General features: G+C 62.8%; 17 protein-coding genes and 1 pseudogene. 10 read left to right on the top strand and 8 right to left on the bottom strand.

Annotated elements, in window-relative coordinates; all coding sequences use genetic code 11:
* Positions 1–140 precede the first annotated feature (140 nt).
* A complete protein-coding gene (locus LQ249_RS28065; protein ID WP_046381879.1) occupies positions 141–1,535 on the top strand; it encodes an MFS transporter in 1,395 nt (464 codons plus the stop codon).
* Positions 1,536–1,544: 9 nt separating this feature from the next.
* A complete protein-coding gene (locus tag LQ249_RS28060) occupies positions 1,545–2,060 on the top strand; it encodes a single-stranded DNA-binding protein (protein ID WP_017849542.1) in 516 nt (171 codons plus the stop codon).
* Positions 2,061–2,142: 82 nt separating this feature from the next.
* Here LQ249_RS28060 and LQ249_RS28055 read toward each other — a convergent pair whose 3' ends face one another.
* Positions 2,143–2,967, bottom strand: a complete 825-nt coding sequence (locus LQ249_RS28055) for an alpha/beta fold hydrolase (RefSeq protein WP_057005471.1) — start codon at positions 2,965–2,967, stop codon at positions 2,143–2,145.
* Positions 2,968–3,219: 252 nt separating this feature from the next.
* Between LQ249_RS28055 and tam the strand changes: the two genes are divergently transcribed.
* Positions 3,220–3,981 carry a trans-aconitate 2-methyltransferase gene (gene tam / locus LQ249_RS28050; protein ID WP_046381880.1) on the top strand — a complete coding sequence of 254 codons (762 nt, stop codon included), beginning with the start codon at positions 3,220–3,222 and terminating at the stop codon, positions 3,979–3,981.
* Between the two features lie 21 nt (positions 3,982–4,002).
* Here tam and LQ249_RS28045 read toward each other — a convergent pair whose 3' ends face one another.
* Entirely contained in the window at positions 4,003–4,563 is a 561-nt protein-coding gene (locus LQ249_RS28045; RefSeq protein ID WP_126586797.1) for a cysteine hydrolase family protein, read from the bottom strand.
* A 97-nt stretch (positions 4,564–4,660) separates the two neighbouring features.
* On the opposite strand from LQ249_RS28045, the gene LQ249_RS28040 reads away from it, so the two are divergent.
* From LQ249_RS28040 to LQ249_RS28020, 5 genes and pseudogenes are all read left to right on the top strand, one after another.
* Positions 4,661–5,632 (top strand): GlxA family transcriptional regulator, encoded by a 972-nt coding sequence (locus LQ249_RS28040; RefSeq protein ID WP_046482562.1) that lies wholly within the window; start codon positions 4,661–4,663, stop codon positions 5,630–5,632.
* 256 nt (positions 5,633–5,888) lie between these two features.
* Entirely contained in the window at positions 5,889–7,331 is a 1,443-nt protein-coding gene (locus LQ249_RS28035; RefSeq protein WP_218168448.1) for an OmpA family protein, read from the top strand.
* Positions 7,332–7,349: 18 nt separating this feature from the next.
* Positions 7,350–8,909, top strand: a complete 1,560-nt coding sequence (locus LQ249_RS28030; RefSeq protein WP_169881742.1) for a hypothetical protein — start codon at positions 7,350–7,352, stop codon at positions 8,907–8,909.
* Positions 8,910–9,740, top strand: a complete 831-nt coding sequence (locus tag LQ249_RS28025) for a hypothetical protein (RefSeq protein WP_169881743.1) — start codon at positions 8,910–8,912, stop codon at positions 9,738–9,740.
* Between the two features lie 108 nt (positions 9,741–9,848).
* A pseudogene (locus LQ249_RS28020) lies at positions 9,849–10,306 on the top strand (hypothetical protein); the annotation flags it as partial.
* An 85-nt stretch (positions 10,307–10,391) separates the two neighbouring features.
* On the opposite strand, the gene LQ249_RS28015 reads toward LQ249_RS28020, so the two are convergent.
* A complete protein-coding gene (locus tag LQ249_RS28015; RefSeq protein ID WP_232566051.1) occupies positions 10,392–14,639 on the bottom strand; it encodes a DEAD/DEAH box helicase in 4,248 nt (1,415 codons plus the stop codon).
* 166 nt (positions 14,640–14,805) lie between these two features.
* Here LQ249_RS28015 and LQ249_RS28010 point away from each other — a divergent pair, with 166 nt between their 5' ends.
* Entirely contained in the window at positions 14,806–15,690 is an 885-nt protein-coding gene (locus LQ249_RS28010) for a sugar nucleotide-binding protein (protein ID WP_026140363.1), read from the top strand.
* 136 nt (positions 15,691–15,826) lie between these two features.
* Here the strand turns inward: LQ249_RS28010 and LQ249_RS28005 are convergent, their stop codons facing one another.
* The 5 genes from LQ249_RS28005 to LQ249_RS27985 all read right to left on the bottom strand — a co-directional run bounded on the left by LQ249_RS28005 (position 15,827) and on the right by LQ249_RS27985 (position 19,745).
* A complete protein-coding gene (locus tag LQ249_RS28005; RefSeq protein ID WP_169865484.1) occupies positions 15,827–16,528 on the bottom strand; it encodes an OmpW/AlkL family protein in 702 nt (233 codons plus the stop codon).
* A 94-nt stretch (positions 16,529–16,622) separates the two neighbouring features.
* Positions 16,623–17,144 carry a DUF3299 domain-containing protein gene (locus tag LQ249_RS28000; RefSeq protein WP_046482555.1) on the bottom strand — a complete coding sequence of 174 codons (522 nt, stop codon included), beginning with the start codon at positions 17,142–17,144 and terminating at the stop codon, positions 16,623–16,625.
* 11 nt (positions 17,145–17,155) lie between these two features.
* Positions 17,156–18,421, bottom strand: a complete 1,266-nt coding sequence (locus LQ249_RS27995; RefSeq protein WP_026140362.1) for an ABC transporter permease — start codon at positions 18,419–18,421, stop codon at positions 17,156–17,158.
* Between the two features lies 1 nt (position 18,422).
* Complete coding sequence (locus LQ249_RS27990) at positions 18,423–19,133, bottom strand: ABC transporter ATP-binding protein (RefSeq protein ID WP_232566050.1); 711 nt, start codon at positions 19,131–19,133, stop codon at positions 18,423–18,425.
* Between the two features lie 6 nt (positions 19,134–19,139).
* Positions 19,140–19,745 carry a DUF2796 domain-containing protein gene (locus tag LQ249_RS27985; protein WP_046381887.1) on the bottom strand — a complete coding sequence of 202 codons (606 nt, stop codon included), beginning with the start codon at positions 19,743–19,745 and terminating at the stop codon, positions 19,140–19,142.
* Between the two features lie 132 nt (positions 19,746–19,877).
* On the opposite strand from LQ249_RS27985, the gene LQ249_RS27980 reads away from it, so the two are divergent.
* Complete coding sequence (locus LQ249_RS27980) at positions 19,878–20,228, top strand: hypothetical protein (RefSeq protein ID WP_128191662.1); 351 nt, start codon at positions 19,878–19,880, stop codon at positions 20,226–20,228.
* Positions 20,229–20,324: the final 96 nt, after the last annotated feature.

The raw sequence follows: 20,324 nt of genomic DNA, 5'->3' as shown, positions 1-20,324 counted from the left end.
TACGGCTAAAGACTGGATGAATATACACTGTCAAGGTGCCAGGTGCAGCCTTACATGAAACCTGCGCGGCAAACCGCCGCATATACCCTCTCAATCGATGGGACTGGTAGAATCGCCGCCGGTTCACACGAGGTTTTTCCATGCACGATCCCCACAGCGAACGCATGAGTAGCGGCGAGACCCGAGCAGCAAGCGGTCTGGCCCTGGTGTTCGCCTTCCGTATGCTTGGCATGTTCATGGTGTTGCCGGTGCTGGCGACCTACGGGATGGATCTCGCAGGCGCGACCCCCGCCCTGATCGGCCTGGCCATTGGCGCTTATGGCCTGACCCAGGCAATTTTCCAGATTCCGTTCGGGATCATTTCCGACCGCATCGGCCGCCGCCCGGTGATCTACCTCGGGTTGATCGTGTTTGCCCTCGGCAGCGTACTCGCGGCCCAGTCCGATTCGATCTGGGGCGTGATTGCCGGGCGTGTCCTACAGGGCGCCGGCGCGATTTCCGCAGCGGTCATGGCCTTGCTGTCGGACCTGACCCGCGAACAACACCGCACCAAGGCCATGGCCATGATCGGCATGACCATCGGCCTGTCGTTCGCCGTCGCGATGGTGGTCGGCCCGTTGCTGACCCGCGCCTTCGGTTTGCACGGGCTGTTCCTGGCCACCGGCGGCATGGCGTTGTTCGGTATCGTGATCGTGGCCTTCATGGTGCCGCGTTCCACCGGCACTCTGCAGCACCGTGAATCCGGCGTCGCGCGCCAGGCGCTGCTGCCGACCCTCAAGCACCCGGACCTGCTGCGCCTGGATTTGGGTATCTTCGTGTTGCACGCGATGCTGATGTGCAGCTTCGTGGCCTTGCCCCTGGCCCTGGTGCAAAAAGCCGGGTTGCCCAAGGAACAACACTGGTGGGTCTACCTGACCGCGCTGCTGATTTCATTCTTCGCCATGATCCCGTTCATCATCTATGGCGAGAAGAAACGCAAAATGAAACGAATTTTGCTCGGCGCCGTCGTGACGCTGATGCTCACTGAGCTATTCTTCTGGCAGTTCGGCGACAGCCTGCGGGCGCTGGTAATCGGTACGGTGGTGTTCTTCACCGCGTTCAACCTGCTGGAGGCTTCGCTGCCTTCGCTGATCAGTAAAGTTTCACCGGCCGGCGGCAAGGGCACGGCGATGGGGGTGTATTCCACCAGCCAGTTCCTGGGCTCTGCACTGGGCGGCATCATGGGTGGCTGGATGTTCCAGCACGGCGGTTTGTCGGTTGTGTTCCTCGGATGCGCAGGTCTGGCTGCCCTCTGGCTAGCCTTTGCTGTTACCATGCGCGAACCTCCCTATGTGACGAGTCTGCGCTTGCCGTTATCGCCTGAAGCGATACGCGAAGCTGGCTTGGCCGAGCGCCTTAAGGCCGTTACAGGGGTTACCGATGCTGTGGTTATTGCTGAAGAAGCCGCCATCTACATCAAATTGGACACCGAATTATTGGATCGCGCGACGCTCGAGCAACTGGTCAACCCAGTGCCGACAGCGCGCCCAGCTTAGGAGAACGTTATGGCCCGTGGGGTTAACAAAGTCATATTGGTCGGTACATGCGGCCAGGATCCCGAAGTTCGCTACTTGCCTAACGGTAACGCCGTGACCAACCTGAGTCTGGCGACCAGCGAACAGTGGACCGACAAGCAGACCGGCCAGAAGGTCGAGAAAACCGAATGGCACCGTGTGTCGATGTTCGGCAAAGTGGCAGAGATCGCCGGTGAATACCTGCGCAAAGGTTCGCAGGTCTACATCGAAGGCAAACTGCAGACCCGCGAGTGGGAAAAAGACGGCATCAAGCGTTACACCACTGAAATCGTGGTCGACATGCAAGGCACCATGCAACTGCTCGGCGGCCGTCCACAGGGCGACCAACAGGGCCAGGGCGGCATGTCCAACTCGGCACCGCGTCCACAGCAGTCGCGTCCGCAGCCAAGCCAGCAACCACAGCGTGAGTCGCGCCCAGCGCCACAGCAGGCCGCTCCGCAACCGGCTGCGGATTTCGACAGCTTTGATGACGATATTCCGTTCTAGGCCATACCAACGCACCCCGCAGCAAACTAAAAAAACCGCGCCGCCGACAAGGCCGCGCGGTTTTTTATGCGCCTTACATCGTCTAAAACTGCGCGAAGCGCAACATATCGGCGTTGACCCGCTGCTTGTGAGTGTCGGTCAACCCATGAGGGGCGCCTGAATACACCAACAACTGGGCGTCTGGAATGAGGCGTTTGCTTTCCAAGGCTGACGCCTGGATCGGCACGATCTGATCGTCGCCCCCATGGATAATGAGCGTGGGGATATTGAAATGCTTCAGGTCATCCCGAAAGTCGGTTTCAGAAAATGCCTTGATGCTGTCGAAGGTATTTTTGTGCCCTCCCATTACACCCTGCATCCAGAATGAATTGATCAAGCCTTGCGAGGGTTTGACGCCTACCCGGTTGAATCCATAGAAAGGGCCGCTGGCCAGATCAAGGTAGAGCTGCGAACGGTTGGCAATAGAGTCGGCACGCATCCCGTCAAAAACTTCGATCGGCGTCCCTTGGGGGTTACTGGGGGTTTTCAGCATCAATGGCGTTACCGCGCAGATCAAGCCGGCTTTGGCCACGCGCGAAGTGCCATGACGAGCGATATAGCGTGCAACTTCACCGCCTCCGGTGGAAAAACCGAAGAGGATCACGTTGCTCAGATTCAGGTGCTCAATCAGTTCCGCCAGGTCGTCCGCGTAGTGGTCCATGTCATTGCCGCCCCACGGCTGGCTTGAGCGGCCATGCCCTCGGCGGTCATGCGCGATGGCGCGAAAACCGTTGTTGGCGAAATGCAGCATTTGCGATTCCCAGCTGTCGCTGTTCAGTGGCCAGCCGTGGCAGAACATAACAGGCTGGCCGCTGCCCCAGTCCTTATAGTAAAGCTCGTTGCCTTCGCGAGTTGTCAGATAAGTCATGGCGTAGCTCCATTGACGTGTACAGACTTGGCGGTGAAGGCCAGAAAACCGTCCGTAGACACTACGCTGGCATGGGTATTAACGACCCGCAGAGGACTTGGCTCGTGCAGGTCTAATCTGATCTTAGTTCGGTTTTGCGCGCGCTGCGTAAGGGCGTTGGCATCTTCCGATGGTAAGGTGATCCCTGGCGTTTGTTCTCGCGGCTCACACGATTTAGGCTGTGGCCAACCTTTAAACACAAGGAACGCCGCGATGACCTGGTCCGCCAAGCAATACACGCTGTTCGAACAACAGCGCACACGCCCCGTCCGTGATCTGGTCGCGGCCATTCCCAATACCGCGGTGCAAACCGCCGTCGACCTGGGCTGCGGCCCCGGTAATTCCACGCAAGTGTTGGCCGAGCGTTTTCCGCAGGCTCGCGTCACCGGCATGGACAGCTCCGACGACATGCTGGCCGACGCCCGCAAGCGCCTGCCGACGCTGAACTTCGAACGGGCGGATATCGGCGCCTGGAGCCCGGCGCAACCGTTCGATGTGATCCTGGCGAATGCTTCCCTGCAATGGCTGCCGGACCACGCCACGCTTTACCCGCACCTGGTCAGCCAGTTGACCTCCGGCGGAACCCTGGCGGTGCAAACCCCGGACAACCTCGACGAGCCCGCCCATCGGCTGGCGCGTGAAGTCGCCGCCGATGGCCCATGGTCCGCCAGGATCGGCGCGGTCAAACACAATGAACGGCACACGGCGAGCTATTACTACGAACTGCTGAGCAAACACTGCAGCGCCGTCGACGTGTGGCGCACCACCTACCTGCACCCGCTGGCGGATCACGCGGCTGTGGTGGAGTGGTTCAAGGCCTCGGCATTGCGGCCGTTCCTCGCACCGTTGAGTGACGACGAAAAAGCCGCTTTCCTGCAGGACTATCAGGCGCGAATTACCCAGGCTTATCCGGCCCTGGCTGATGGCACCGTGCTGCTGCCTTTCCCGCGCCTGTTCATCATCGCAACCCGCTAGCCCCACGCCCGCACGTGGCGGTCAGGCCGCCGCTTGCGCCTGCAAGTATTCCTGCGTCGACACCACGCTCGCATACCCAAATGCCAGCGATGCCATATACGCCCCATGCACCTGCGCCGCCGGAATCACTTGCCCGTTGAACTCCTGATCCCGCGTGGCGCAGGCGTCATGGAGCACGGTGACCTTGTAACCGAGGTCCGCCGCCGCCCGTACCACGGCGTCGATGCACATATGGCTCATGCTGCCGACCACCACCAGGTCAGTGATGCTGCGTTGTTCCAGCACGGTGCGCAGTTGGGTTTCGCGAAACGCATTCACGAAATGTTTAAGCACCACCGGCTCACTGCCTTCGTTCAGCACCTTGGGGTGCAGATGCGCGCCTTCGGAGCCTGGGGTGAAGAACGGTGCACCTTCCGAGGTGAACTCATGGCGCACATGAATCACTGCATCGCCCGCCTGGCGAAATGCCTGCAGCGCCTGCGCGGCCTTGTCTGCCGCGGCTTCCACGCCGTCGAGCGGCCACTTGCCGTGGGGGAAGTAGTCATTCTGGATATCGATTAGGATGAGCGCTTGCTTGGCCATGTGTGTTGCCTCGTGATGGGTTGATGGGCGCCAGTATCGTAGCTGGCGCACCGACCGGGGATTGGCTGCACCGACAATAGCAGGGGGAAAACTGACAATGGCCGTGGAACGCTCGATCATCGAGTTGGGTGTGTTGATCTATCAGGGCGCGCAACTGGCGGCGGTGCATGGCCTGACCGATCTGTTCGGGGTGGCCAACCGGATCGCTGCCGCGCACCAATCCGCGCAATTGCCGCTGCTGCGGGTCAGCCATTGGCAGGTGGCGGCAGATGGTACGCCCGCGCGCGTATTCGCCAGCCATCCCGGCCCCGGCCAACCGCTGATGGCTGTGCTGGTGCCACCGTCGATTGGCGAATTCACCGAGCAACAGACGCCACCCGCGTTGTTGCAATGGCTACGCCAACAACACGCGGCGGGCACCGTGCTCGGTGGCGTGTGCATCGGCTCGATCATGCTGGCGCGCAGTGGTTTGCTGGACGGGCGCAGCGCCACCACCCATTGGTCTTCCGCCAGTACGTTCGCAGAGCATTACCCTGCGGTGCGTCTGGAAGCGGATAAGCCGATCGTCGATGACGGCGACCTGATCACCACCGCCGGGCTGATGGCGTGGTCCGAACTGGGCCTGCGCCTGGTCGACCGCCTCATGGGGCCGAGCGTTGCGGCGGACACGGCGCGCTTTCTGGTGATCGAACACAGCGACAGCGCCAGCCAGTGCGGCAGCAACTTTGCGCCGATTCTCGGGCATGGCGACGGCGCGATCCTGAAAGTGCAGCACTGGTTGCAAGCCAGTGGCGCGGTGGATGTCTCGGTGGCGGCGATGGCGCAGGAAGCCGGCCTCGAAGAACGCACGTTCCTGCGGCGCTTTCGCGGCGCGACGGGTTTGAAACCCACCGAATACTGCCAGCACCTGCGAGTGGGCAAAGCCCGGCAAATGCTCGAGTTCACCAACGGCACCATCGACCATATCGCCTGGACCGTGGGCTATCAGGACCCCAGCGCGTTTCGCGCCACCTTCAAGAAAATCACCGGCCTAGCGCCCAGCGAGTATCGCAGCCGGTTTGGTGTGTGAAGAATGTTTCGTCGTCACCGCCCTCGCTCGCCTCGTCAGCTTCCTATAGGCCTGATAATGGACGGGGCTCTGATCCTGGAAAATAAAGAGTTACAAACAGTGTTGAAATGCCACTACTGACGTGATCAAATTCCGCGCGCTCTGATTTTCAATTAGAAGTGAGTGCAGGGCCTGTTCATGGATGATGCCGCTGACGCCTTTCTGGCGTTGGCAGTGGGTCGGCGGCTCTTTTTTTATAAAGGCCGGAACCCATCACGTGAAGACTTCCATTACTCGAAGAATCAGTCTGCTTGCCGGTGCTGTTGCGCTGAGTGGCTGTGCAACGCTCAACGACGCCGGCAAAAACTATGGCACGGCGATCGGCTGTGCCGGTGGTGCGCTGATCGGTGCGGGCCTGACGTATGCGATTACGGGCGATGCGAAAAAAGCCCTCGTGGGGGGCGGTGTCGGCGGCGCCGCTGGCTGTGTGGCGGGCAACCTGTGGCAGAACCGTTTGCAGGAGCTGGAGCGAGTCGCCCGGGAAGAAAACCTGAATATCCAGGTGCAAACGCTACAGAGCCAAGAAGTGGCCACCGGCACTGCCCGCGCGCCGGCACCGACAGCAGCGGGCATCGTCGCCCAGGTGCAGGACGAAGGCATGTTCGCCACCGGCAGCGCCCAGTTGAGCGCGGATGGCCAGCGGCAGGTGCGAAAGCTGGCGGCAGCCTTTGCGCCTAAGCCTGGGCAGAATACCCAGGCGGCGATTCTGGTCGTGGGGCACACCGATGCCACTGGCAGCGCCACCACCAATCAACGGCTTTCCGAGCAGCGCGCCCGCGCCGTGGCATCCATTCTCGCCGAGCAAGGTATCGCCCCACAGCGCATGTTTTTCCAGGGCGCGGGCGCTTCCCGGCCCGTCGCCGACAACAGCGACAGCCAGCAACGCGGCAAGAACCGTCGGGTTGAAATTGTCGAAGTGACCGACCGCAACATGCTGGTCAAGCGTGTCAATGCCGAACAAAACAACACCAAGTACCTGGCGCACGGCACCTCGACCGAGCCTGCCCGCACCGTCGCCAGCGTGCGCAAAACAAAACCCAGCATCGCGGCCAAATCCACCGAGCAGAGCAAACCTGCCGAGGTGGGAACCGCCCTGGTCGATTTCGGCGGCCAACCGGCCAGCGAATCCCGCTGGACCCTGGGGCAAACCATTGCGCCGAAAAAAGCCGGCTTTGCCCTGGTGACCAGCGCTCACGCCAGTGACCTGCCGTCCAGCAGTTGCGAGGCGGACCGGCCGCGGGAAGGCGGCAAGGTGTTCAACCTCGCCAGCGGTCAGGCGCTGGATACGCAAGTCACCACCGAATACCTGCCGGGTTACAACAACCGGGTGTGGGCCAATGTGGTCAACGGTCACCTGGTTACGTTGTCGCCGGTGTCGATCCTGCGGGACGGCGCCAGCGTCGACCGCCAACCCTTCATCGAAGTGGTCAAGGGGTACGACCAAGGCAATCGCAAGTCGATCAAAAGCAAAGCCGTGGCCAACACATACGAAGGCGAGGACCTGGTGCTCTATCGGGTCTTCACCCAGGACCCCAAAGCGCCGGTTTCGTGCATTGACGTGGTGTTCAGCAAGAAAAATTCCGAAGCCACCGACGGTGCGTTGTTCTATTCCCGCAGCCGTGAAGCCTTCACCACTCGTTTCGTGCCGATTCGCGCGTAAGACTCAAGGAACTACACCATGGAAGAGTTCAGCTTCAATGCGCTGACAGCCCTGCTCTGGGCAAACAAGGTGATCACCGGATTGGTGATCTCCACGCTGCTGGCAGCCATCCTGATTCAAGCGTATTGGGACAAAGTGGGTTATTTCATGATGCGCGTGTGGCATGGCGTGCCCCTGATCGGCAAGGTGGCGCGCTTGTCCAAGCAAAGCTTGATGCTCGACGCCCATGGCTGGCCGAAATCGGAAAGCGAATTGTGCGACGCCTACTACTCACGCTACGAAAAGATCGGCGCGAAAAACGTCGATTTCTTCAATAAAAGCGAATCCTACCTGCGCACCATCGGTGAGCGCGGTCGCCGCGAGCGGCCGTTCTGGGTGTTTGCCCTGATTTTCATGCTGATCATGTTCGAGGCCGTGGGTTTTGCGTATGTGCTGGTGCCGTTCATCAACCAGAACCTGTCGGCCAACGATCAAAGCTGGATGGGTTGGTTGTTCGCCTTCCTGCTGGCCGTCGCCTCGGCGATCCTTGCCGAAGTGACCGGTCGGACAGTGCATAAGAACGCGCTGATCAGCAAGGCTCGCCACTGGTGGGAAAACGATCCCGAAAGCGATCGTCCGTCCCAGCTCAAGGAATTGCCCGGCATCGGCATCAAAGACACCGACAGCGATAAGGACGGTAAGGATTACAGCCGCATTCTGGCGCGTATCAACACCAACCACACCGTGACGCCGAGCCATGGCTGGATGATCACCACGGGGATCTGGATTGCGATTATCGCGGTCGCGGCGTTCGGTATCCGCACCATGCAGCTCAAAAGCATCGAGACCGAAATGGTCGGCAGCCCCCATGCGTTTGCCCAGCAGAATTACGATTCCGCCAGTCCGTTTGAGTTGCCTGCCGATTCGGCGGCGCTCAACGATCAAGCGGACAAACAAACCCTCACGGACAAGATGGACGCGATTCGCAAGGCCTCGCTGATTACCTTCATCGTACTGTCGGTGATCTACATCGCGATTCAGATCACCAGCATCTGGTTGGCGTCGATCTTCGGCTTTGCCGGGGTGGAGTCCAAGACCGCCTGGGAGCACACCCATAAATTCTCCAGTGGCCAGGCCCTGGAAAACTGGATGCAGAGCCAGCGCGTGGAAATCGCCTCCCATGCCGATCACAAATTGAGCAAATTACAGCTCAAGCTGGCCGGGCGCACGACCACCAACGCCCAGCAACAGGCCGCGTTGACCAGCGCGCACAATCGCAACTTCGAGACTTTCCTGGCCCGTAAACAGGCGCTGCCGGCGACCACCGAAGCCCTGGTCAAACCGCTCGGCGCCCCGGCTGTCGCGGTGGTGACTGAAGCGGCGGCCCCTGTTCAGGCCCCGGCTCCCGTTCCGGCCTCCCAGCCGGCGCCTTTGGCCGTACCCGTGAGTATCGACGCCCTGCGCGGCAAGGACCTGACGGCCTACAGTGAAGAGCAATTGGCGACCATCAGCCGTGCCAAGGGCCATGCGCTGGAAGACGTGTTGGCGCTACGGGCCGAACAGCAGTTGCTTAAAGACTTTGACGCCACAGGTGCCTGAATGAATATCCTGCGGTTTTTCCCTGCTCTGTTGCTGGCACCGTTGCTGGCGGTGGCCGGTGAGCGTAACGACATCCCGGATTGCTATGCCTACGCCAAGGTCGGGGAGTTTCGTCCGGTCGAAGCCGGCAGAGAGTTAACGGTGATCATCGACCAGACGATCCCGATGCCCGAGGCCATTCAGAAGGCGACCTGGGCCCAGGTGCAGCGCTTCGTGCAGCCGGGCGACAAGGTGCGGCTGTATAGTTTTTCAGCGTTTTTGCCGGGCCAATTCATGCAAGTGCGCTTTGCCGGTGAGCTGAATCGGGGCATCGATGAACACGTGCGTGACCGGGTCGGCATGCAATCGCTGCGCGCCTTCGAATCCTGCCTTGGCGAACAGCGCAGCTACTTCAACAAGACCTTGGGCAAGGTGTTCGTGACGACGTTGCGTGAGGCGTCCGAGGATATCGCGCGCAGCGAAATCTTCCACTCGTTGCGCGAGATCGGCAAGGACCTGGGCCAACAGCCGGCCCAGGAACGAGTGGTGTTGTTGATCTCCGACATGCTTGAAAACAGCGACTTCGGCAGCTTCTACGCGAACAACCGGATTCGTGACCTGCAGCCGGAGGCCGAGCTGAAGCGCGTGGCGCAAAAGGGCCTGTTCGCAGACTTGCAGGGCGCGCGGGTGTACGTCACCGGCGCGGCCTTGGTGACCAAGGACGTCAAGCAGGCCTACCGCTCCGGCAAGACCATTCAAGCGCTGGAAGAATTCTGGAAAGGCTATTTCGCCGGTTCCAACGCGCAATTGGTGGCGTTTGGTGCGCCCAGCCTGAATGTCGACTTGAAGTAAAGCGCCCCGGCGGCCGTAAAGGGTGAACGATCGCACCTGAAACCCGTCAGTTCCTTACAGAACCTTCTGAAGGAGCCGGTGTTTTGCTGAATCTCAAGACTGCATTATCGGGCGGCGGATGAAGTCGGCCGTCTGGTCGACCAGACGGCCCAGCGTTCGCCGTGGAGCGTGGCCGGGGACTTCCTGCTGCTGTCCGCGGTATGGATCGGCGCTTTTGCGCTGCTGACGGTGCTCGGGCGCTTTATCGTGCAGCGCCTGAGCCGACGATCATTGATCAAGCCGCGCAAACGCCTGCAAGGGGGGCTGGGGTATGTGCTGCCCTATACGCTCCCCACGCTGATCTGCCTGCCGCTGACCCTGTATGCCAGCCACTTTTTACCCACGTCCATAGGCCGCGCGCTGGTGGTGCGCCTGCGCCGCCCGGTCGCGCACCTGATCCGCAATCGGCCGTTGGCCCAGCGCCTCAAGCACACGGCGTTGCAGCAGTCGCTGCGGGTGTTTCCGGGCTGTGGTACTGGCCGATTCTATTGATGAGGATGCTGGCTGTTCTGGCCTCATCGGGGGCAAGCCCCCTCCCACATTTGATTGTGTTCACAGATCAACGTGTGGGAGGGGGCTTGCCCCCGATGAGGCCTTCAAAGTCACCCCGACTCAATGCCTGATCAGCCTCTCCTGCACCGCCTGCTGATCCACATCCAGCAGTATCTGTTGCTTGCCAGCCACCATCACCGCCGCCGGCAGCCCATCGCGATACACAATCCGGTTACCACTCACCGCCGGCACCTTGCTGCCCGGTAGCAGCGTGCCCACCAGGTTCAGCGGATCAGCCCCGCACACCGCGATCAGGCTTCCATCATGGGCCCGCCGCCGCACCTCACGCAGCAGCGGGATCGCTTCCGGCAACGCAAACTGCTCGCCCGCCAACCCGCTGACGAACCGCCCGCCGCGAATCTCCCCGCGTGCCTCCAGGCGGTGAAAGGTGCGCAACAGTTCGCGCCAGTTTGGCAGCCAATCCGCCTCGCGCTCCAGCAGTCGCCAGAACACCACGCCGTAGCGACGCAGCAAGGTCATCGCCACATGCTCCAGGGTTTCGGCCGAGTGCGGGCCGGCGGCGGTCGACGGGCGCCGGATCAGCGCCCAGCGCCCGGCATCGTCCATGCCGCCGACGAATGCACCGCGCCCGCGCCGGCTGCTGCGCGCCTGGCGTTTACTCGCGGGTGTGGTCAGCGCACGCAGCCCGGCGAAGCTGTCGGCGTTCACCAGGCCGGCGCCGACCAGTTCCTGCAGCGCCGTTTCCAGCTCGCTGCGCAGCAGATGGGCTTCGTGGGCCAGTTCATCGAAAAACAACGCGCCGTGCTCGCGCAGGGTCTGGTGGACTTTCTGCGCCTTGGGCGACAACGTCGTGCTGTCGGTCTGTTCGGTCAGCCCGCTCCACAACGGCACCTGGCTGCGCGGCAGCAGCACCACGGGCGTGCTGCGCAGGGCGGTGGCGCCGGGCTTGTTGCTCAGGCGTGTCCACACCAGCTTGCCGCTGCGGCACAGGTCGTCGAGCCAGGTTGATGTGTAATCCTTGAGCCGCGCGCTGAGCAAGTCACTGTCCCAGGCCGAGGTGGCCGCCGCGTAGCCTTCGAACTGGGCGACGATCTGCGGCAACATCGCGCTGCCCTGGCCACGCGTACCGTCGGACAGGTGCTGCCAATCGAACAGAAAGCGCATGAAGTCCTGCAACGCCACAGGCTCGATTTCCCGGCGCAGGCGCTTGACCGTGTAGCGATGAATCCGCGCCAGCAGGTGCCGTTCGCACCATTGTTCCTCGCGGGCGCCGGGGCTGAAACGCCCGCGCAACACATAGCCTTCCTGCTCCAGGCGGGCCAGGGCCTGGGCGATGTCGGTCACCGGCAGCCCAAGGGGCGCGGCGATTTCGATCAGGCTCAGCGGGCCGAACCCCCCGAGGCGCGCGCGCAGCACTTCCACCAGCGCGTCATCGAAGGTCCAGGGCTCATCGAAGCCGGGCAACAGCGGCAAGTCGTTGGGGTAAATCGCCCGCAAGCAACTCAGGCGTTCCACCGCCACCCACTGGCCTTGGGGCAGAGGACAGGCGCGTCCGCCCTTGGCCAGCGTTTGCAACCACTGCCGCCATTGCGGCGTGACCTCGCTGTCGACGATGCACGCCAGGCTCATCAACGCCTCATGCATTTCATCCAGGCCATGGGGCGCCGGCCAGGCCTCTTCGCGCACGCCGGCGATGGCGTCGGCGTCCAGCGCGCCAAGGTCGTCGGTGCTCTGCGGGTCGCTCCAGCGCCGGTTGAGCACGGCCTGGGTGCGGCGTTCTTCCAGCGGCGCGTCGTCGAGAAAGGTGTAGGGCCGCGCGCTGAGAATTTCCGCGGCCATGGGCGAGGGCGCCGGCAGGTCGCGGCTGATCAGGCGTACCTCGCCGCGCTCGATGCGCCGCAACAGGGCCAGCCAGGCGTCGCTGTCCATCGCTTCGTGCAGGCAGTCATCCAGGGTTTGTTCGACCAGCGGGTGGTCGGGTACTTCGCGCTCGCCGGCGAGGTTTTCCAGGCACGCGATCTGGTCGGGAAACACGCTGGCGATCAGGTCTTCGCTTTTCATTCGCTGGATCTGCGGCGCCACCTTGCGCCCGCCGGTAAAACGCGGCAACGCCAGGGCCACCCCGGCGTTCCAGCGCCAGCGCACGCCGAACAGCGGCGCGTCGAGCACGGCCTGGATCAGCAGGTGCTCGGCGGTCTGGCTGTTGAGATAACGCCACACCTCATCCAGCGCGAAACTGTGGCTGGTGGACAGCGACAGCACGATCGCATTCTCGCTGGCCGCCGCTTGCAGTTCGAAGTTGAAGGTGCGGCAGAAACGCTTGCGCAGCGCCAGGCCCCAGGCGCGGTTGATGCGGCTGCCGAACGGCGTGTGGATGATCAGTTGGGTGCCGCCGGACTCGTCGAAAAACCGCTCCATGATCAGCGTGTCTTGGGACGGCAGCGCGCTGAGCGCCAGGCGCGCGCGGGCCAGGTAATCCACGATCTGCTCGGCGCTGGCGCGGTTCAGGCCCAGGGTGTCGGTGAGCCAGGCGAGGGTGGGCTGCAGATCGCCGGGCGTGGCGCCGAGCAGTTCGTCCAACTGGCCCTGCAAACGCGCGACCGCCGCCGACAGTTCGCGGCTGCGCCCCGGCGCTTCGCCGAGCCAGAACGGGATGGTCGGCGGCTGGCCATGGGCGTCCTCGACCCGCACCTTGCCGGCTTCGACCCGCAAGATCCGGTAGGACGTATTACCGAGCTGGAAGACATCCCCGGCGATGCTTTCCACCGCGAAGTCTTCGTTGACGCTGCCGATGTTCAGGCCCTGAGGCTCGAGCAACACGCTGTAGTCGGCGTTGTCGGGGATGGTGCCGCCGCTGGTCACGGCGGTCAGCCTGGCGCCCCGACGGCCGCGCAGGGTGCCGGTCACGGCGTCGCGGTGCAGGTAGGCGCTGCGGATGCCCTGGCGGCCGTTGTAGCCGTCGCAGAGCATCTGCACCAGCGCCTGGTAATGGCGTTCATCCAGCTCGGCATAGGGCGCGGCGCGGTGGATAAGTTCGAGCAGCGCCTGTTCCGGCCATTCCCGTGCGCTGACTTCGGCGACGATTTGCTGGGCCAGTACGTCCAGCGGCGCGACCGGAATGTGCAAGGTGTCCAACTCGCCCCGGCGCACGCAGTCGAGCAGGGCGGCGCATTCGATCAGGTCATCGCGGGTGGTAGCGAACAGGCGCCCCTTGGGCGTGCCGCCGACCTGGTGCCCGGAGCGGCCGACTCTTTGCAGAAACCCATTGATGGAACCGGGCGAGCCGATCTGGCACACCAGGTCGACCTCGCCGATATCGATCCCCAACTCCAGGGATGCGGTGGCGATCAGCACTTGCAGCGCGCCGGCCTTGAGCCGTTGTTCGGCGTCCAGGCGCAACTCCTTGGCCAGGCTGCCGTGGTGCGCGGCCACGGCGGACTTGCCCAGGCGCTCGCTTAAATGCCGCGCCAGGCGTTCGGCCAGGCGCCGGGTGTTGACGAAAATCAGCGTGGTGCGGTGTTCGCGGGCGAGGGCGGCGAGGCGGTCGTAGACCAATTCCCACACGTCGTTGGCCATTACCGCTGACAGCGGCACCGGCGGCACTTCGATATCCAGGTCACGCGGGCGCGCATGGCCGATGTCGACGATCGCGCACGGACGTGCCGTGCCCACCAGAAAACGCGACACCGCCTCGATGGGTTTTTGCGTGGCCGACAGACCGATGCGTATCAACGGCTCGGCGCACAAGCCTTGCAGGCGTTCGAGGCTCAGGGCCAGGTGACTGCCGCGTTTGCTCGCCGCGATCGCATGGATCTCATCGACGATCACCGTGCGCGTGCTGGCGAGCATCTGCCGGCCGGAGTCCGAGCCCAGCAGCACGTAGAGCGATTCCGGCGTGGTCACCAGAATATGCGGCGCACGCTTGCGCATCAGCACGCGGTCTTTTTGCGGCGTGTCGCCGGTACGCACGGCGGTGCGGATCGCCAGCGGTGGCAGGCCCAACTGCTGTAAATGCGCGGTGATCCCGGTCAGCGGGGTTTGCAGGTTGATCTGGATGTCGTTGGACAGCGCCTTGAGCGGCGACACATACACCACCTGGGTTTCATCCGGCAGTTGCCCGCCGTTGGCCAGGCCTTGATGAACCAGGTCATCGAGCACCGCGAGGAAGGCCGTCAGCGTCTTGCCGGAGCCGGTGGGCGCGGCGATCAGCGTCGAGCGGCGCTGGCGGATCAGCGGCCACGCCTGGGCCTGGGCGTGGGTCACCGAGGGGAAGGTGCTGCGGAACCAGGCGCTGACGGCGGGGTGAAAGCCGTTCAAGACCGTATTGGTTGTTTCAGGAAGGTTCATGATCCCTATATGCAACCGCCCGGGCCAAGTTGCAAGCCCGCACTTTGTCCGTGACGGTTGCGCTACAAACCCGCAAAATGCAACGATTCTGGCAAATACCCACGGCAAGGCTCAAACGCCTGTCGATACTAGCCATCGTTCCAAACAGACCGGGCCAGCTCAATCTATGCGAATGCGCCTTATGTTGTTGGGCGGCGGGAATGCCCTCGGGCAGGCGCTGATTCGCCTCGGTGCAGAGGAAGACATCGGTTTCCTCGCCCCCAAACCGCCCCAAGACGGCTGGGATGCCGCGAGCCTTACCCAATTGCTCGACGACACCCGTCCCGATGCGTTGATCAACCTCGCCTACTATTTCGATTGGTTCCAGGCCGAAACGGTCAGCGAAAGCCGTCTGGCCGCCCAGGAGTCGGCGATCGAACGCCTGGCCGAACTGTGTCAGCACCACAGCATCACCTTGCTGCAACCGTCCAGCTACCGCGTGTTCGATGGCTCCCGCGCCACTGCCTACAGCGAAAAGGACGAGCCGGTGCCCCTGGGCCTGCGCGGCCAGGCGTTGTGGCGTATCGAACAGAGCGTGCGCGCCACCTGCCCGCAGCATGTGTTGCTGCGCTTTGGCTGGCTGCTGGATGACAGTGTCGACGGCACCCTCGGGCGTTTCCTGGCGCGGGCCGAGCAGACTGAAGAACTGTTGATGGCGGACGACCGTCGCGGCAATCCGACGCCGGTGGACGATGCGGCGCGGGTGATCATCTCCGTGCTCAAGCAACTCGACTGCGCGGCGCCGCTGTGGGGCACTTATCACTACGCCGGTCACGAGGCGACCACGCCGTTGGCGCTGGGCCAGGCGATCCTCACCGAAGCGCGCAGTTTCCGTGCGCTGGTGATCGAAGCCCCCACCGCCCAGGCCCATGCGGCTCGGCCGGATGCCGGTGAAGAACCACAACACGCGGTGCTGGCCTGCAAGAAAATCCTCCACACCTTCGGCATCAAGCCGCGGGCGTGGCGAGCAGGGTTGCCGGCGTTGCTGGATCGGTTCTACCGCCGTAGCTGAAACACCCCAAAGCAAAATGTGGGAGGGGGCTTGCTCCCGATAGCGGTGGCTCAGTCAATGAATCTGTTGACTGACGCCGCGCTATCGGGGGCAAGCCCCCTCCCACATTGGTTTTGCGGTGTTTGTTAAATATCGCTTAGAACTTGTAGCCAGCACCGATCATGACAACCAGCGGATCAACGTCCACATTGACCTTGGCGCGGGTGCCTTGGCCCAGGGCGTTGTTGTCCACGGTGGCCGTGGTGCTGATGTCGATATAACGTACCTGGCCGTTGATCATCCATTTGTCGTTGATCATGTAGTCGGCGCCGATCTGCGCGGCCCAGCCCCAGGAGTTATCAGCCTTGAAGTTGCTGAAACCGTTTTGTTTCGCGGTGCCGCTGAGGCTCTCGTCATAGATCCAGGTGTAGTTGATACCGGCACCTACATACGGTTGGAACTTCGACGCGCTGTCCAGCGGGTAGTACACGACGCTCAGGGTTGGCGGCAGTTGTTTCAGGGAGCCGAGCTTACCGTTGGCTGCGCCTACGGAAGTGCCCTTGAGTTTCACGTCATGCGAGAACGGGGTGGCCGCCAGCAGTTCGATACCCCAGTGGCTGCTGAACATGTAGGCGAAGTTCAGACCCAGTTGCGTGTCGCTGCTCAAGGTCGCCTTGCCGCCCAGGTTGGCGCCGGTCGATGGGCCCTGGTCAACTTTGACGTTACCGCTGTCTGTGTTCGGGTTCACGGTAATCGCACCGGCACGAATCAGGATGTCACCGGCCTCGTAAGCGTGGGCAACGGGGGCGGCGAGGGCGAGCGCGAAGAGTGACGCGCCGAGCAGAGACTTATTGTTCATGGGAGCTCCAGAGGACGTTTAAAGGTTGTACATCCAATGGTAAAGATCGTTCCGTTCGGTCTTTTGACGCAGCTCAATGAATGGGTGATAAGCGCTATTCCGGCAATTCGTAGACGTAAATCTTCTCGGCATCCATCTGATAGCCGGCGTCGGCCAGCTCACTGGAGGACGGTTTGACCTGCATCACGCCCTCGATCCAATACGGCTGATACAGCTCGTCGAGCTTCACGCCGACTTCGCTTTTCACATGCACGATCTGGTTCGACGGCGGCGGCGGTACGTGAATGCACGCGCCGAAATACGGCACCAACAGAAACTCGGTGGTACGGCCTTCTTCACTGACTTCCAGCGGCACGATATAGCCCGGCAGGCGGATATGCCGGCCGTCGAGGCTTGGCACCACCGGTGCGTTGGGCAAGTCCTGCTTGGCCGCTGGCGCGGCCTCCACCGACAACGCATCGGCCATTTTCGACAGGTCGTGCAGCGGTTTCATATTGGGGATTTCCGGCGGCGCGTCCGCCGGGATCATTTCCTGCCAGGACAAATCCTTGGGCTGATCCTCCGCCCAGGCGGGCGCGGCCAGCAACAACAACAGGGCAAACAGGGCACGACGCATCGAAGCCTTCCTCATAAACGTATGGACAGGCCATCGGCCAAGGATTGTCGATAGGCCCGCCACGCCGGCACGCTGCCCATCAACAGCGCCGCCGCGAGGATACCGGCGAGCAAGCTCCATTCATACTCGCTGGGCCAGGCCATCGGCAGGTCCAGGCCGTAGTTGGCCTGCAGGTACCCGCGTGAAGCGGCGATGCACACGTACAGCAGACCCACGCCGGCGATCACACCGGACAGCGCCAGGGCGAAGGCTTCGAAGATCAGCAACGTCGCGATATGCCACGGCCGCGCGCCCACCGAACGCAGGATCGCCATTTCGCGACGGCGCTCGTTGAGGCTGGTGAGGATCGCGGTGAGCATGCCGATCAAACCGGTCAGCACCACGAACAGCGAGATCACGAACAGCGCTTTTTCGGCGGTGCCCATCATGCTCCACAGCTCTTGCAGCGCCACGCCGGGCAGGATCGCCAGCATTGGTTCGCCACGGAATTCATTGATCTCGCGTTGCAGGGCGAAGGTGGAGATCTTGTTGTTCAAGCCGAGCATGAAGGCGGTGATCGCCTGCGGGGTCAGGTCCATGTTGCGCGCCTGATCGGCACTGATGCGGCCTTTGCCCTGGGCCGGCACGCCGTTGTGCCAGTCGATATGGATCGCCTCCATGCCGCCGAGGCTGATATGCAGTGTGCGGTCCACCGGGGTGCCGGTGCGCTTGAGGATGCCGACCACGGTGAACGGTTTGTCATCGTGCTTGACCAGGCTCACCACGGCCACGCCATGGGCCAGCACCAACTGATCGCCGAGCTTGTAGTGCAGCGCTTCGGCCACTTCGGCGCCGAGTACCACTTCGAACGGATCGGTGGCGAAGGCGCGGCCGCTGGCCAGTTCGAGGTGTTGCTTGCGGCCGTACTGGTAGTGCTCGAAATAGGATTCGTTGGTGCCCATCACCCGGTAGCCGCGATGGGAGTCGCCGAGGGAGATCGGAATCGCCCATTTCACCTGCGGGTTGGCGGCGAAGTGTTCGTAGCTGTCCCAACGGATATTGTTGGTGGCGTTGCCGATGCGGAACACCGAATACAGCAGCAGGTTGACCGAGCCGGAGCGCGCGCCGACGATCAGGTCGGTGCCGCTGATGGTGCTGGCGAAACTGTTGCGCGCTTCAACACGTACCCGCTCCACCGCCAGCAGCAGGCACACCGAAAGGGCGATGGCGAAGGCGGTGAGGATCGCGGTAAAGCGGCGGTTAGCCAGGCTGGCCATGGCTAGACGGAACAGATACATCTCAAACCTCTGCGGGCGTGGCGGCGCGATTGAGTTCGGCCAGCGACAGGTGACGGTCGAACAGCGGAGCCAGGCTCTGGTCATGGCTGACAAACAACAGGCTGGCGTCGGCCTCGCGGCATTCGGCGAACAACAGTTGCAGGAAGGCTTCACGGGCGTCGTAGTCCAGCGCCGAGGTGGGTTCGTCGGCGATCACCAGCTCCGGCTGGCCGATCAGCGCACGGGCGGCGGCCACCCGTTGTTGCTGGCCGATCGACAGCGAGTCGGCGCGGCGCTCCAGCAGGGCGCTGTCCTTCAACCCCAGGTGCGCCAGCAACGCCGCGGCGGCCTGGTCGACACTGCCGTGGCGCTGCTTGGCCCGCTGCGCGCGCAGCTTGGAAAAGTGGCACGGCAACTCGACGTTTTCGCGCACCGACAGGAACGGCAGCAGGTTGAACTGCTGGAAGATGTAGCCGGTGTGGTCGACGCGAAAACGGTCGCGGGCACCGGCCGAGAGGTCGGTCAGTTCCTGGCCGAGCAGACGGATGCTGCCTCGGCCGGGTGTCTGCACGCCGCCCAGCAGGCCGAGCAGGGTGGTCTTGCCACTGCCGCTGGGGCCCTTGAGAAACAGGGTCTCCCCCGGTTCCAGGCGGAACGCGGGGATGTCCAGCAACGGCGGGTGTCCGGGCCAGTTGAAGCCCAGGTCGGACAGTTCGATCAATGCGTGGCTCATGGCTACTCAGAACTTCAGGGTGGCTGCTGTGACCGTCGCTTCCACACCTTGCTGGCCGCTCGGGCCGATCAGTTGTACCTGAATTTTCTGGGTGGCGGGGAAGGTCTTGAACACCTGGCTCAGGTCGAGGTTGCTCAAGGCCGTCGGCGTGGCGCAGGTGAACTGGTAGTGGGCGTGGATTTCGCTGTGGTCGTGATGATGCTCGTGGGCGGCCGCGTCTTTGTCGGCGGTGGCGTGGTCGTCATCGTCGTCATCATGCTCGGCTTCGGGCTTGTCGCCGAACAGCGGGCTGTTGAGTTCCTGGGTGCTGACCACGCAACCGGCGGCCTTGGGCAGGTTGAACAGGGCGGCTGGGTTTTCCAGCTGTTTGCGCACGGCGGCGACCTTGGCTTTGTCGGCGGCGCTGGTGGCCGGGTGTTCGAACCCCACCAGGTTCATCGCCGGGCTGTCCAGCTCAAGCTCCAGGGCCTGGCCGTCGAGCACTGCGTTGAGACGGCCGACCCCGTGTTCATGGGCTCCCAGACTGGCATGCTCATGATCATGCTCGTCAGCGGCGTGGGCGATAGCCAGTGGCAGCAGGGCAAACGGCAAAGCAAGCAGCAGACGGCGCATGGGGAAGCTCCAGAACATGAAATTTATGTTATGTGATCTTATAACAATAGTGTCGAGAGTTTGACCGTCCGCTTGGCGTTGCGCAAGCCGCATGGGAGCATGCCCGTCGGAAAAAATGCAGGAGTAGGGACGATGTTGCGGATTCGTGGAACTGTCGGCGACCTGCCGGTGGACTTGACCCTGGAGCTGGATGACGCTGATTGGGCACGCCTGCGCGCGCAGTTGCAGACGACGCCGGTGCCCAGTGCCACCGCTGCGCCGGTTGTTGCGGTCAAGCAGAACGATGACCTGTGGCAGAACGCCCAGGACCTGTTGCGCGCCGCCGGCCAGCTCAACGGGCTGGAATTGCTCGATCAACTGGAAGGACTGGCCGGCGACGCCGCGGCGGGCAAGCGCCTGCTGGTGCGCCTGCGCCATAGCGGCCAGGTCAAGGTCAGCAGCGGCGGTGATACGCCGCTCTATACCTGGATTGACCCGTTGTAGGAGCGAGCTTGCTTGCGAAGAGCGTCAACCACAACGCGCCCATCCTGAATGAATGCGGTGTCCTTGAGTTTTTCGCGAGCAAGCTCGCTCCTACAG

This window comes from Pseudomonas sp. 7-41 (genome assembly GCF_021233075.1).
Classification (GTDB): Bacteria; Pseudomonadota; Gammaproteobacteria; order Pseudomonadales; family Pseudomonadaceae; genus Aquipseudomonas; species Aquipseudomonas veronii.
This window is presented reverse-complemented; position numbering and strand designations above follow the sequence as displayed.